The organism is Aureivirga marina, from assembly GCF_015767265.1.
In the GTDB taxonomy this organism is placed as follows: domain Bacteria; phylum Bacteroidota; class Bacteroidia; order Flavobacteriales; family Flavobacteriaceae; genus Aureivirga; species Aureivirga marina.
The window spans coordinates 158,178-172,315 of sequence record NZ_JADPIB010000009.1 but is presented as its reverse complement, the minus strand read 5'-3'; the positions used below and the strand labels follow the sequence as shown (position 1 = coordinate 172,315).

The 14,138-nt window shown below is 27.7% G+C and carries 11 protein-coding genes; 7 read left to right on the top strand and 4 right to left on the bottom strand.

Annotation, left to right across the window (positions count from 1 at the left end; translation table 11 throughout):
* Positions 1 to 949: 949 nt before the first annotated feature.
* Positions 950 to 1,624 carry a hypothetical protein gene (locus I1A51_RS16525; protein WP_196895933.1) on the bottom strand — a complete coding sequence of 225 codons (675 nt, stop codon included), beginning with the start codon at positions 1,622 to 1,624 and terminating at the stop codon, positions 950 to 952.
* Positions 1,625 to 1,786: 162 nt separating this feature from the next.
* Between I1A51_RS16525 and I1A51_RS16520 the strand changes: the two genes are divergently transcribed.
* Complete coding sequence (locus tag I1A51_RS16520) at positions 1,787 to 2,545, top strand: response regulator transcription factor (protein ID WP_196895932.1); 759 nt, start codon at positions 1,787 to 1,789, stop codon at positions 2,543 to 2,545.
* Here I1A51_RS16520 and I1A51_RS16515 read toward each other — a convergent pair.
* The 3 genes from I1A51_RS16515 to I1A51_RS16505 all read right to left on the bottom strand — a co-directional run bounded on the left by I1A51_RS16515 (position 2,542) and on the right by I1A51_RS16505 (position 8,058).
* Positions 2,542 to 3,297, bottom strand: a complete 756-nt coding sequence (locus I1A51_RS16515) for a ThiF family adenylyltransferase (RefSeq protein WP_196895931.1) — start codon at positions 3,295 to 3,297, stop codon at positions 2,542 to 2,544. The two genes, I1A51_RS16520 and I1A51_RS16515, sit on opposite strands and share 4 nt — an antisense overlap.
* A gap of 192 nt (positions 3,298 to 3,489) precedes the next feature.
* On the bottom strand, positions 3,490 to 6,825 hold the full coding sequence (mfd, locus tag I1A51_RS16510) for a transcription-repair coupling factor (protein WP_196895930.1): 3,336 nt from the start codon (positions 6,823 to 6,825) through the stop codon (positions 3,490 to 3,492).
* Positions 6,826 to 6,882: 57 nt separating this feature from the next.
* Positions 6,883 to 8,058, bottom strand: a complete 1,176-nt coding sequence (locus tag I1A51_RS16505; RefSeq protein ID WP_196895929.1) for an aminotransferase class I/II-fold pyridoxal phosphate-dependent enzyme — start codon at positions 8,056 to 8,058, stop codon at positions 6,883 to 6,885.
* A gap of 204 nt (positions 8,059 to 8,262) precedes the next feature.
* On the opposite strand from I1A51_RS16505, the gene I1A51_RS16500 reads away from it, so the two are divergent.
* The 6 genes from I1A51_RS16500 (at position 8,263) to I1A51_RS16475 (ending at position 14,123) form a co-directional block, all read left to right on the top strand.
* Positions 8,263 to 8,670, top strand: coding sequence for a hypothetical protein (locus I1A51_RS16500; protein ID WP_196895928.1), 408 nt, complete (start codon positions 8,263 to 8,265; stop codon positions 8,668 to 8,670).
* A 56-nt stretch (positions 8,671 to 8,726) separates the two neighbouring features.
* The gene (locus I1A51_RS16495; protein WP_196895927.1) at positions 8,727 to 9,314 is read left to right on the top strand and encodes a penicillin-binding protein activator LpoB; all 588 of its coding nucleotides are present in this window, start codon (positions 8,727 to 8,729) and stop codon (positions 9,312 to 9,314) included.
* Positions 9,315 to 9,413: 99 nt separating this feature from the next.
* Entirely contained in the window at positions 9,414 to 10,820 is a 1,407-nt protein-coding gene (locus tag I1A51_RS16490) for a COG3014 family protein (protein ID WP_196895926.1), read from the top strand.
* A gap of 172 nt (positions 10,821 to 10,992) precedes the next feature.
* Positions 10,993 to 12,441, top strand: a complete 1,449-nt coding sequence (locus tag I1A51_RS16485; protein WP_196895924.1) for an MBOAT family O-acyltransferase — start codon at positions 10,993 to 10,995, stop codon at positions 12,439 to 12,441.
* Positions 12,442 to 12,446: 5 nt separating this feature from the next.
* Positions 12,447 to 13,424 (top strand): hypothetical protein, encoded by a 978-nt coding sequence (locus I1A51_RS16480; RefSeq protein ID WP_196895922.1) that lies wholly within the window; start codon positions 12,447 to 12,449, stop codon positions 13,422 to 13,424.
* 192 nt (positions 13,425 to 13,616) lie between these two features.
* Positions 13,617 to 14,123, top strand: a complete 507-nt coding sequence (locus I1A51_RS16475; protein ID WP_196895920.1) for a DUF3575 domain-containing protein — start codon at positions 13,617 to 13,619, stop codon at positions 14,121 to 14,123.
* Positions 14,124 to 14,138: the final 15 nt, after the last annotated feature.

The following is a 14,138-nucleotide window of genomic DNA, read 5'->3' as shown; positions in this document are numbered from 1 at the left end:
ACTTTTTTAAAAATTATTTTTTCAACCTTTCTTAGAACTTTTCGCCTTCATAAACTTGGTTGCCCTTGTTCGTTTTAGCGGTTGCAAATATACGCGCTTTTTATTTCCTCGCAAGCCTTTTTGTAAAGTTTTTGCATTTATTTTTGATCGTTTTTAGAGAAGGTTTGGTTTTCAAATATTTATAAGAAAAAGTTTTTTTGTCTTTTTATTTAATAGTTGATTTTTCTTGGGAATTTGGAGTTTTTGGTGTGTTTGGTTTCTTTTATACTATAATATATATAAGGTAGGTTTGGCTTCGGCTGCGCTCAGCCACCATTTTTTGTTTACTTATATTATGTAGTGAGTGATTTTTGTAAATGTTAGCTTCGATTACGCTCAGCCACCTTTGGATATACATATATAATAAATGAAATTTTCGTTTGAGTTTGGCTTCGACTTCGCTCAGCCATCATTTTTTGTTTACCTATATAGTATATGAATTTTGTAAATGTTAGCTTCGGCTGCGCTCAGCTACCTTTGGACTTATATATTATAATAGGTGAAATTTCTTTTGAGGTTGGCTTCGGCTTCGCTCAGCCTCCTTTAGATATATAATAGGTATGTTTCTTCAAATGTTAACTTCGACTGCGCTCAGCCATCTTTTTTATTTACCTATATAATATATAGTATATAATTTTGTTTGGAAAACGATACGTTAGGGATTGTAGTGAAAAGCTTTTGGTTTTGCAAAATTTAGAATTCTAGGAAACAGAGGCGACCAGAGGAAGCCCACGGATGACGTAGGAATTCTTTTTTACAAAATCAAAACTTGAAGCGGAAAGCCCGACCCGAAGTTTTACGGAGGGAAACGCCATATATAGATTATATAATAAAAAGACATCAAACAATCTCATAGAAAATCGTTTAATGTCTTTAATTTCATTTTTATAGCTATTATTTTGTTTTATATTTAATTATAAAGGTGCTTATCAATAGATAAACTATCTGTAATTAAACAACTTATAGTTGAAAGCGATACTAATTCATTTTCAACTAATGATTTATTTTTAAAATAGAAATTTTTCAATCCATCATAAGTCATTGCAATTGGAATTGTTTCAGATCCTAAATAATTAATAGATTTTCCAATAACAGATGCTTCGATACCTAGAAGATTTAGAATTCTAAGTAATTTACTATCACATTCTGCAAATGCTATTCCTGATTTATTTTCACAAATTGGGGCGATTGCACAAATCATCAACTTTTTGAATAGATTTAAATCTCCAACATCTTTTCTAATAGCGAATCTACCAATGTGATAAATATTTTGCAATTCATCTTTAGGAGTAATTAAAAGAGGATTGATTCCAAAGATAATTTCTAGAGGTAATGTATCTATATAATTCCACTTCAAAACTCTAATTGCTCCAGAAATTTTTCCAAAGTCATCTTTTGAAACAAAAATTTCAGAATTTTTATAAAAAGCCATTTCTTGTTTATAAATACTTTCGATGTCTTTTTTATAATCATTTGGTAGCTCATTTTCAGTATGATGCTTAAAATTTTCCATGACAATAAACTCAGCAAATTTTGACATTTGATGTAACTCTAACCTCTCTAAACTATTTCTTGATATTTCCATAATAAATTTAATTTAATTTTAAATTTATTTAGGTATAAGAGATGTTTCATTACACAATTGTGTAGTTATTTTTAATTTTTATTAAATATTTCTTAAAACAAATATTCTATTGCATACTGTTAAAAAAAAAGATATATTTGGTTACATATATAACTCTTTGCTATGGCTGAAATCAATAATTTTTTCTCATTTAGAAACACCGTTGATAAGGTTTCTAATGATGAATATTCGCAGACTTCTAATTATTTGGAAGCTGTAAAAGCTTTTGCCAGAACCACATATAAAAGTATTTATTTAATTGACTACCAAAAGAAAGGTTTTGAATATGTCTCTGACAATTCGCTTTTTTTATGTGGTCATACTTCTGAGGAAGTCAAAAAAATGGGATATGCTTTTTATTTTAAATATGTAATTCCTTCAGACTTAGAATTACTTCTTAAAATTAATACTGTTGGTTTTGAATTCTATGATAAAATTCCACTTGAAGAAAGAAAAGAACATACAATTTCGTATGATTTTCATATAAAAAATCAAGAAGGAAAAATTATTTTAATCAATCAAAAATTAACACCGCTTTTCCTGACTAAAGAAGGGAAAATATGGAAGGCATTATGTATTATTTCTCTTTCAGCAGAACAAAATTCTGGAAATATTAAAATTTATAAAAAAGGAGATAATAAAGTTTATAAATATGATTTAGAAGGTGAATACTGGAAAGCAACTGAAAAGATAAAATTATCTAACAGAGAAAAAGAAATTTTACAATATTCTACTCGAGGTTATACAATTAATGAAATTGCACAAGCAATTTTTGTATCTCCTGATACTGTAAAATTTCATAGAAGAAAATTATTTGAAAAATTAGAAGTAATTAATATTTCTGAGGCAATTGCTTATGCCACAAATAATAGATTAATCTAATTGTTTAAAATCGTTGAAAGATAAAATTCTGGAAATTTTTTATATTCTTTTTCTGTAGCAATATTAAACAGTAAATGTGTACAAATTCCAGCTAAAATCCATGAGGCGATAGATAATTGTGGAGGCGGTAAGCTTCCATTTTCTTTTTTATACTTATCTACAATTTCATCTATCCATGCATGTGGTGTTCCCCAAAATTTCGAATAACCTGTTGCATATTCTACAACATCTAATTCTGTAAATTTATTAGTTTCTTTTTCTAAAACTTCTAAAGACAATCCTGTTGGACAAATAACTGTAACTAATCCTCCCCAGCCTAAATTATATGGATGTAAAACAGGAATTTCATTCTTTTGGCAAATTTTATCAAATAATAAAGGTACATCAGAAGTAAAATCTAAAGCATTAATTGCAATTTTATGTCCCAAGATAAACAATTCTACATTCTCTTCAGTTAAAAAACAATTATGTACCTTAATATTTGCATTTTCATTTATTGATTTCAGTCTGTTTTCTAAAGCTTTTATTTTATCTTTTGTTATATCTTCAAAAGTATAATTTTGTCTATTTATATTTGATTCTTCTACTTGATCTCCATCAATAATTGTAATATTTTCAAATCCAAGACGAAGGGCACATTCAGCAATAACACTACCAATTCCTGCACCTCCTAAGATAATAGGAACATTTTTAATCACTTCTTGTTCTTGTGCTGATATATATAATCGATTTCTACTATATCTGTTCTCCATTTCTATCAATTTATTTCAAAATTAGTATTTATAAGAAAACTTGTTGCTACACTAAAAGGTAGCTTTTTAATAATGCAATTTATATTTAAAAACAATATCAATTTAATAATAAAAAGCTTCATTCTATTGATATTTATCAACAAACATAAAGCTTTTTTTTATAAAAAATCTTATTAATTTTCAATAAAAATTTTATTTAGAAATAGATTTAATTTTTTCCAACGCTTTATTTACATCCGTTACATTTTCAAAGGTTAATAACAATCTTAATCCTTGTTTTGTTTGTTTTTCTTTCATTTTACAAGCAGTAGGATTCATCTGAACAAATTGTAAGATTTTTGTAAATATTTCCGATTGATAGTAATCTGATTGTTGATCTGATACAAAATATCCAATGAATTTTCCTTTTTTCATGATAATTTTTTCAAATCCTAAATCTTTTGCAATCCATTTTATACGAACCATATTTAATAGATCTTCCGCTTGAGAAGGTAATTCTCCAAATCGATCTTCTAATCGAGTTTGATAAGCAACTAAATCTTCTTCTTTATTTAAAGCGTCTAATTCATTATACAATCGTAATCTTTCTGCAATCACATTAATATAATCATCAGGGAAAAGCATTTCAAAATCTGTATCAATTTGAATCTCTCTTACGTATACTTTCTCTGTTTCTTCAGAAGCATATAAATCTTTAAATTCATTTTCTTTTAATTCTAAAATAGCTTCATTTAAAATTTTCTGATACGTATCAAATCCTATGTCATTAATAAATCCACTTTGTTCACCTCCAAGTAAATCTCCTGCTCCTCGAATTTCTAAATCTTTCATCGCAATTTTGAATCCACTTCCTAAATCCGAAAACATTTCCAAAGCTTGCATTCGTTTTCTAGCATCATCCGTCATCATATGATAAGGAGGCGTAATAAAATAGCAAAATGCTTTTTTGTTTGAACGTCCAACTCTACCACGCATTTGATGTAAATCAGAAAGTCCAAAATTATTTGCATTATTGATAAAAATCGTATTTGCATTTGGAACATCTAAACCACTTTCAATTATTGTAGTTGAAACTAAAATATCAAATTCATTATTCATAAAAGAAAGCATCAATTGTTCTAGCTTCTTCCCTTCCATTTGTCCATGACCAATTCCAATTTTTGCATCTGGAAGTAAACGTTGTAACATTCCTGCAACTTCTTTTATATTTTCAATTCGATTATGGATAAAGAAAACCTGTCCTCCTCTAGAAATCTCATATTGCAAAGCATCACGAATAATTTCTTCATTAAAACGAATCGAATGTGTTTCAATTGGATGTCTATTTGGTGGCGGTGTAGAAATTACAGATAAATCTCTAGCAGCCATTAATGAAAATTGTAAAGTTCTTGGAATTGGTGTTGCAGTTAAAGTCAATGTATCTACATTTTCTTTCACAGTTTTTAATTTATCTTTTACAGCAACTCCAAATTTTTGTTCTTCATCAATAACTAATAAACCTAAATCTTTAAAAGAAACATTTTTTCCAACCAATTGATGTGTTCCGATTACAATATCAATTGCTCCTTCTGAAAGTTCTTTTAAAACTTGATTTTTTTGTTTTGTTGATCTAAAACGATTCAAATAATCTATTCGAACTGGAAAATCTTTTAATCGTTCTGTAAAAGTTTTAAAATGTTGAAAAGCTAAAATTGTCGTTGGAACTAAAATTGCAACTTGCTTTCCATTGTCAACAGCTTTAAAAGCAGCTCGAATTGCAACTTCTGTTTTTCCAAAACCAACATCTCCACAAACCAAACGATCCATCGGATTTTCTTTTTCCATATCAATTTTTACAGCTTGTGTTGCACTAAATTGATCTGGTGTATCTTCATACATAAAACTAGCTTCCAATTCATGTTGCATAAATGTGTCTGGTTGAAATTGAAAACCTTTTTGCAATCTTCTTTTTGCATATAATTCAATTAAATTATAAGCAATATGTTTGATTTTAGTTTTTGTTTTTTGCTTAACCTTTTTCCAAGCTCCTGAACCTAATTTGTAAACTTTTGGTGGTTTTCCATCTTTTCCATTGAATTTAGAAATTTTATGAAGCGAATGAATACTGATGTAAAGAATATCTCTATCTCCATAAACCAATTTAATTGCTTCCTGTTTTTTTCCTTCAACATCAATTTTTTGTAAACCTCCAAATTTTCCAATTCCATGATCGATATGTGTAACATAATCGCCAATTTCCAGTGTATTTAGTTCTTTTAAAGTAATTGCTTGTTTTTTCTGAAAACTATTTTTAAGCTGAAATTTATGATAACGTTCAAAAATTTGGTGATCTGTATAACATGCAATTTTATTATCTAAATCCACAAAACCTTGATACAACGGAAAAACAATTGTTTCATAGGAAACTTCTTCTTCCATATCATTGAAAATATCTTGAAAACGTTGTGCTTGTTTTTCATTTGTACAAAAAAGATAATTCTTAATTCCTTCCGAAGTATTTTTCTGTAAATTTTCAATCAATAAATTAAAATGTTTATTAAAAGCTGGTTGTGGTTTTATATTAAATTTTACATTAAAATGTATATTTTTCTCCGTTTTTTTAGTGAAAATTGTTCTAAAATTAGCAAATTCATTTAAAATCAATTTACCATTACAAAACAATTCTTCTGGTTTTCCATGGTTAATTTCTTTAGAAATATTTTCAAATGCTTCTTCTGCTTTTGTAAATAAATTGTCTAAACGATTGGCAATTAAATCGGCATCTTTATAAAGCAAAATTGTCTTCGAAGAAATGTATGAAAGAAAACTACTTCTCTTTTCTTGAAGCGCTTTATTTTCCACATTTGGCATTATTAAAATCTTGGAAATTTTCTCTTTAGAAAGTTGCGTTTCTATATCAAAAACACGGATACTTTCAATCTCATCATCAAAAAATTCAATACGATAAGGTTCTTCATTTGAAAAAGAAAAAACATCTATTATTCCTCCACGAACTGAAAACTCACCTGGTTCTGTTACAAAATCTACTCTTTTAAAATTGTATTCAAAAAGAACTTCATTTACAAAATCAAGTGTTACTTTTTCGTTTGTACTAAGTTTTAATGTATTATTTTCTAATTCTTTTTTAGTAACAACTTGTTCAAAAATCGCATCTGGATAGGTTACAATAATACTTGGTTTTTTTCTAGAATTTATTCTATTTAAAACTTCTGTACGTAACAAAATATTTGCATTATCAACTTCCTCAATCTGATAAGGTCTTCTGTATGAACCTGGATAAAACAATACATCTTTTTGATTGATTAATTGTTCCAAATCGTTCAAATAATAAGCTGCTTCTTCCTTATCATTAAAAATTAAAAGAAAAGGATTTTCAGTTTTTTTAAAAAGTTGCTCAATAATATAAGAAAGTGAAGAACTAACAGTATTCTCTAATTCTATCTTTGATTTCTCTTCAAGTAAAATCGGAACAATTTCCTTTAACTGTTGCGATTTTTCATAAACGGATGAAATAGTTGTTTTATTCAAAAGATTCGCTTTTCCACAAAGATACATTTCTTTGAAAAAAGAAGAAAATCGAGAATTTTAAGAAACTGTTTCGAAGTTTTCTAGTAAAATTTCTGGTTGAAATTCAAAAATTGCTTCCTTTAAAATAGCACAAGCTTCTTGAATTTCTTCTTTTGTATTATAATTATGAATACAAAAACGCAAACGTTCTGCACCTTTTGGAACAGTTGGTGAAAGAATCGCTTTTACATTTATACTATTTTCCTGAAGCTTTTTGGCAATATTTTTTACAAAATCATTTCCACTTAAAACACAACATTGAATTGGACTTTCACTTTTGATAAATTTTGAAGCTAATCCAAATTCCTTAATTGTTTCTTTAAAAAATTGAATTTTATATTTTAATTCCTCAATCGCTGTTGTCTTTTTTAATTCTTCAAAACTTTCTTTAATTGTCAAAAGAGAATGCGCAGACATAGCAGTTGTATAAATAAAAGAGCGAGAAAAATTTATCAGAAAATCAGTAAGATTTTTAGTTCCTAAAATAACTGCTCCATGACATCCTATTGCTTTACCAAAAGTGTGAATTCTAGCAAAAATTTTATCATTTAAACCAAGAAAATCAACAAAACCTTTTCCATTTTCACTATAAATCCCTGTAGAATGCGCTTCATCAACGATTAAATAACAATTATTTTCATTACAAAATTCAGTAATTTCTCTCAAGTTTGCAGCATCTCCGTCCATTGAATAAATGGATTCTACAACAACATAAACATCTCCTTTTGCTCTTTGAAATTTTACTTTTAGACTTTCTAAATCATTATGTTTAAATCCAAAAGCATTTGCATTTGAAAGACGAATTCCATCACGGATAGATGCATGAACTAATTCATCATATAAAATAGTATCGCCACGTTGCGGAATTGAAGAGAAAAATCCAACATTTGCATCATAACCAGAGTTAAAAAGGAGCGCACTTTCTGTTTGGTGAAAAGTTGCTAAATACTGTTCTAATTCTTGATGTAAAGAACTATTTCCAGAAATCAATCGAGAACCTGTACTTCCATTTATGTTTTGAAAACAATGAACTTTCTCTAAAACTCTTTCTGAAATTCGTTTATTCTTTGAAAAACCGATATAATCATTCGAAGAAAAATCAATACAAAAAGAACTTGTTGATAGCGTTCTAAAAGCATTATTTTCTTTTCTATTTTCTAATTTATCAGTTAATTTTTGTGAAATTTCTCTCATGCAGCAAAAATAAGGAAATCATTTATTCTTTTTCTTAAAACTTAGATTCTTATTTCTTAAAAAATCCTCCACTTTTTATATTAAATTTGAATAAAATATATCCATTTAATGAAGAATACATTTTTAATGAAATTAATTGAGTTTTAACAATGTATTGGCATAAAATTTGGATTTTTAAAAAGGAATTTAACGTAAATTTAGATTATGAAAACTTTACCACTAATAGCGCTTTTTATGACTTCGTTTTTGTTTGCACAACAAAATCGTGAAGCATTGGATTATGATCAAAATCCAAACTATCAAATCAGTCAACAAAAATACATGAAGGAATCGCCAAAATATGTTGCTTTACAAGGAACGACATTACAACAAACTTATAAAGCAATTGATCCTTTAGAAGAAAAAAGAGAATTAAAAGCACTTAAAAAAAGATATCGTGCAGAGCGTTTGAAATGGCGACATGAAGAACGAATGGAAAAATATAAAAATGGATATGTAGAATATTATGATGTTCCTAGATCGTCAATTAATTTTGGATGGGGATGGAATAATTGGAACAATTGGGGAAGATATTACAGTCCTTTTTCATTTAATTACGGATTTTGCTATTAAAAAATAGAAATCGAACATAAATAAATTCATTTATCAAAATTAACAGATAAGTAAGTATGAAAAAAATCATTTTACTAGCTTCATTAAGCTTTATTATAGTATTCTCATTAGAATCTTGTTCAAGAAAAATACAACGTGTAAGTCCAGATCAAACAATTGATATTAGTGGAAGATGGAATGATTCAGATTCAAGAATGGTTTCAGAAGATATGATTCAACAAGTTTTATCAGGAGCTTGGTTAGATAGATATAGAACTAAATTTGGTAAAGAGCCTGTTGTTATTGTTGGTTTAGTAAGAAATAAATCACATGAACATATTGATGCTGAAACTTTTATTAAAGACATTGAACAATCATTTATTAGAAGTGGAAGAGTTCGATTAGTAAAAGGTGGAGCTTTCCGTGAAGAATTAAGAGCTGAAAGAGCAGATCAGCAAAATAATGCTTCTATTTCTACAGTGAAAAAATTCGGAAAAGAACTTGGAGCAGATTTTATGTTACAAGGAACAATTAATTCGATTGTAGATGCACATAAAAAAGAAAAAGTTGTTTATTACCAAATCAATTTAGAATTGACAAATATTGAAACAAACGAAACAGTTTGGATTGGTGATAAGAAAATTAAAAAGTTTATTGAAAACTAAAAAGTCAATAAATTTAAAAATGCAAAAACAGTTCTTATAATTATAATTTACATAAATGCTCTCTTTTTAGAGGGCATTTTTTAAAAAGTATGTAACCTGATGAAATATTTGTACTATAGCTTTAGTCTTTGTTTTTTGTTTTTGGTAAGTTGTACTTCTTATCATGAAAAAAGTGCTTCTTATCAAAGTGCTTTAAACAACGGACAGTATAATTTGGCTGATAAAGAAATTGAAAAGAATAAATTTTTAAAGAAGAAAAGAAATCAGCTTTTATATTACATGGAAAAAGGGACTGTTGCTCATGATTTACATCAATATAAAAAAAGTAATGAGTATTTCAATAAAGCAGATTATGCAATTGAAGATTATCAAAAAAATGTTGGTGAAGAAGCTTTGGCTTTATTAACAAATCCTGAAACAAAAGATTTTGTTCCAGAAGATTTTGAAAAAGTAATGATTCATTATTATAAAGCTCTAAATTATACTTTTTTAAACCAGCCTGATGAAGCCATTGTAGAATTAAAAAGGTTGAATTTACAATTACAACAAATAAATGATAAATATCCCGCAGGAAAGAAAAATCGCTATACAACAGATGCTTTTGCTTTAAATTTTCAAGGAATGTTATATGAATCTACAGGAAATATAAACGATGCTTTTATTTCGTATCGAAATGCTGTAGAGCTTTATGAAAAAAATGGTGGAACTTATTTTGGTGTAAAACTTCCAGAACAATTAAAAAAAGACGTAATTCGAACAGCACATATTTTAGGTTTTACAGAAGAAGCCTTAAAATATGAGAAGAAATTTAATTTACGATATGAAAAACCACAAAATACAGGAGGAGAATTAATAATTTTTTGGGATAACGGATTGGTTCCTTATAAAGATCAAACATTTATTAATTTTTCATTTGTAAAAGGTCAAGGTGGAGTTGTTTCTATTGTAAATGAAGATTTTGATTTAATTCTTCCTGTTCCTCTTCCTGATAATAATCGTTCTGGTCGATTTTCCGATTTTGAAACATTCAATATGGCAATTCCAAAATATGTAGAAAGAAAACCAGTTTATACAAGTGGAAATGCTGAAGAAGGTTTGCATAATTACACCTTTGAAAAAGCAGAAGATTTTAATGTTATCGCTTTTCAAACTTTAAAAGATAGAATGCTTCGTGAAATTGGAAAAGCTGCTTTGCGTTTGGCTGTGAAAAAAACAACTGAATATACAGTTCGAAATCAAAATAGAGATATTGGGGCTGTATTAGGTATTTTCAATGCTTTAACTGAAAAAGCAGATACTCGAAATTGGCAATCTTTACCTAATTCTATTTATTATGTTCGAATACCACTTCAAAAAGGAATGAATACAATTAAAGTAAATGTAAAAGGTAGAAATGGTGAAAACTTAACTGAAACTTATCAAATTGATGGAAATAAACAAGTTCAGTTTCTTGATTTTACTACTTCAAAGAGTTATTCCACTCAACAACAGAGACATAACTATTAAAAAATCTATAAAAATATTCCTAAATTTATCAAAACATGTTATTTTTTATTCAATAACATGTTTTTTTAAGCTATTTATAGTTATTCTTGAACGAGGTAATAATATTCTTTATAAATTTGCCCATTAACTGAATAAAATTTCAATTTAAGTTTTATTCCATTTGAATTTATAAATGATTTTTAACTCCATTGACTTTGCATATTTTCTGCCAATAGTATTTATTTTATATTGGTTTGTAACTCAAAGAAACTTAAAAGCTCAAAACATTCTTTTATTAGTTGCTAGTTATATTTTCTACGGCTGGTGGGATATTCGCTTTTTGACTTTAATCGCTTTTAGTTCAGCCTTGGATTATTTTATTGGTCTAAAATTGGGTGAAACAGAAAATCCAAAAAAGAGAAAATTACTTCTTGGTTTAAGTTTATTAGTTAATCTTGGTTTTCTAGGTTTCTTTAAATATTTCAACTTCTTTATTGAAAGTTTCTCTGATGCTTTTACCTTTTTCGGGGGAAATATTGCAGCTTCAAAATTAAACATCATTTTACCTGTTGGAATTAGTTTCTATACATTCCAAACTTTAAGTTATACCATCGACGTTTACCGAAAAACATTACAACCAACAAAAGATCCTATCGCATTTTTTGCTTTTGTCAGCTTCTTCCCACAATTAGTTGCTGGACCAATTGAAAGAGCATCTAATCTTTTACCACAATTTTATAAAAAAAGAATTTTTAATTATGATTTAGCTGTTCAGGGAGGAAGACAAATTCTTTGGGGATTGTTTAAAAAAATGGTTATCGCTGATAATTGTGCAACGTATGCTAATATCATTTTCAACAATTCTGATGATTATTCTGGAAGTACTTTATTATTAGGTGGTGTTTTCTTTGCTTTTCAAATTTATGGTGATTTCTCTGGTTATTCTGATATCGCAATCGGAACTTCTCGCTTATTTGGTTTTGATTTAATGAAAAATTTTGCTTTCCCATATTTTTCGAGGGATATTGCTGAATTTTGGCGTCGTTGGCACATTTCGCTTTCTACTTGGTTTAGAGATTATTTATACATTCCACTTGGAGGAAGTAAAGGTGGAACTTGGATGAAAATTCGAAATACATTTATCATCTTTTTAGTCAGTGGATTTTGGCATGGAGCAAATTGGACTTTTGTACTCTGGGGATTGGTAAATGCAATGTATTTCTTGCCAATTATGCTTTTAAAAAGAAACAGAAACAATATGGAAATTGTTGCTCATAATAAAACTTTACCTACTTTAAAAGAAGCTTTTTCTATGATTGTAACATTTGTTTTAGCAGTTCTCGCTTGGATTATTTTTAGAGCTGAAAATATAACACATGTAAAAGAAATTTTCACTAAAATATTCTCTTCTTCTCTATTTACTAAACCTGAATTTTACAAAATGGAAGTAGCAAATATCATCCTTTGGGTTGTTGCTATCTTTATGTTAATTGAATGGATTGGAAGAAAACAAGAATTTGCAATTGCAAACGCAAAACTTCGAGTTCCAAGAGTTTTAAACTGGAGTTTTTATTTTGTTTTAGTATTTATGATTTTAATTTTCGGTGGAAGCGAACAAGATTTCATCTATTTTCAATTTTAAAAGATATGAAAAAGATTTTTAAAGATATTGGAATTATTGTTTTATTAGGATTTCTATTTGTAATCTTAATGGACACTTGGTTACGCAATCAAAATTCTATATACAAAGCAAAGTTGACAGGATTAGAAAAGAATATTGAAAATATTGAACTTTTAATTTTAGGAAATTCAAGAGCTGGTTATGGAATTAATCCAACTCTTTTCGATCAAAATACTTACAATTTAGCAAATGTGAGCCAGTCTATTTATTTTGATAAAAGAATTACTGAAAAATATCTTGATAAACTGAAAAAATTGAAATATGTTTTACTAAGCATAGATTATCATACATTATATTTTTCTTCTCAAGGTCGAAGAGATTATTGGTCCTATTATGCGCATGATATCAAACATCCTGATAGAAGTTATACAATGCCTACAATTTCTCCTTTTCTTTATGGTTATTCTTCTAAACCTTCTATGGCAATGTTAAAAAGAAGTGTAATCAATAATTTATCTCATAATGATTCCATTTTAGATTTTGATGTTGAAAATGGAATTAACATTGAAATTCCGATGAAAAAAGGTTTCATTACTTATGAAAACACAGATAAAGATGCTTTTAATAAAATTGCTTTTAAAGCTAGAGCAGATTATTTTAATAGAAAAACTTTAAATTCTACAGAAAAAGAAATGGTCATGAAAGATTTGGAAGAATTTATTTCAATTTTAAAAGAAAAAAACATTCAACCTATCTTGATTACTTCACCATGTATCAAAGAATTTAGAGATTTATTAGATGAAAAAGTGAAGAAACAAAATATGAAAGATATCCAATATTTAGTGGAAAAATACCAACTTCCTTATTTCAATTTTTTTGATGGTGAGAAGTTTTTTGACAAAAATGACTTTCATAATTGTGATCATTTAAATCAAAAAGGTGCCAAAAAGTACGCTTCTTTACTTAATGACAGAATAAATTCATTTTATTTTGAAAAAAAATAATTTCACCAAAAAACGCACTACATAAACTGTATTAAATTACGCTTCAATTATTTAAAAATTACATTTCATAATTATTTTTATTTAGAATAATTATACATTTTTCAGTTGCATTAGGGTTTTACTTTCACTTCGTGTTTTAGGTATGGTAATTGGTCATAATTACCTATAAAATCAAACTCAAATATTTTAAACATGAAGAAAATTTTATTCTTATTTTTAATGACAATTTCAATTTCTGCAATGGCGCAGAAAAATAGTGTAAAACTAGGTGCAACTATAGGAAATCTTGGTCTTCAATATGAAAGAGCTATTTCAGATCATTTCTCCATTGTTGGACAAGTTGGTTTCTCTAAAATTGAAATTGAAGAAATTGACTTTGTAGGAAATTCCTACACAAAAGATTCAAAAGGATTAGCTATTTATGTATCGCCTAGATATTATTTTTCTGAAGCATTAAAAGGATGGCATATTGGACCATTTTTAAATTCAATCAACACAAAATATGAAGATGAAAAAACAAATCTATTAATGTATGGAGCTGAAGCTGGATATCAATGGGTTTCAAATTCAGGATTTACGCTTGGAGGTTCTTTAGGACTTGCTGGATTTAACGTAGAATCAGATATTGATGGTGTAGAAGTATTAAATGGTGTAAATCTTCTTCCACAAATCCAAGTTGGAATTGGATATTCATTCTAATAAAAAATTCACATA

What these genes read in the sequence shown, in the direction of transcription:
- I1A51_RS16515 (WP_196895931.1), bottom strand. Translation starts at nt 3,297, where the DNA reads ATGGAGAACAGATATAGTAGAAATCGATTATATATATCAGCACAAGAA.
- I1A51_RS16525 (WP_196895933.1), bottom strand. Translation starts at nt 1,624, where the DNA reads ATGGAAATATCAAGAAATAGTTTAGAGAGGTTAGAGTTACATCAAATG.
- I1A51_RS16485 (WP_196895924.1), top strand. Translation starts at nt 10,993, where the DNA reads ATGATTTTTAACTCCATTGACTTTGCATATTTTCTGCCAATAGTATTT.
- I1A51_RS16490 (WP_196895926.1), top strand. Translation starts at nt 9,414, where the DNA reads ATGAAATATTTGTACTATAGCTTTAGTCTTTGTTTTTTGTTTTTGGTA.
- I1A51_RS16520 (WP_196895932.1), top strand. Translation starts at nt 1,787, where the DNA reads ATGGCTGAAATCAATAATTTTTTCTCATTTAGAAACACCGTTGATAAG.
- I1A51_RS16505 (WP_196895929.1), bottom strand. Translation starts at nt 8,058, where the DNA reads ATGAGAGAAATTTCACAAAAATTAACTGATAAATTAGAAAATAGAAAA.
- I1A51_RS16495 (WP_196895927.1), top strand. Translation starts at nt 8,727, where the DNA reads ATGAAAAAAATCATTTTACTAGCTTCATTAAGCTTTATTATAGTATTC.
- I1A51_RS16500 (WP_196895928.1), top strand. Translation starts at nt 8,263, where the DNA reads ATGAAAACTTTACCACTAATAGCGCTTTTTATGACTTCGTTTTTGTTT.
- I1A51_RS16480 (WP_196895922.1), top strand. Translation starts at nt 12,447, where the DNA reads ATGAAAAAGATTTTTAAAGATATTGGAATTATTGTTTTATTAGGATTT.
- I1A51_RS16475 (WP_196895920.1), top strand. Translation starts at nt 13,617, where the DNA reads ATGAAGAAAATTTTATTCTTATTTTTAATGACAATTTCAATTTCTGCA.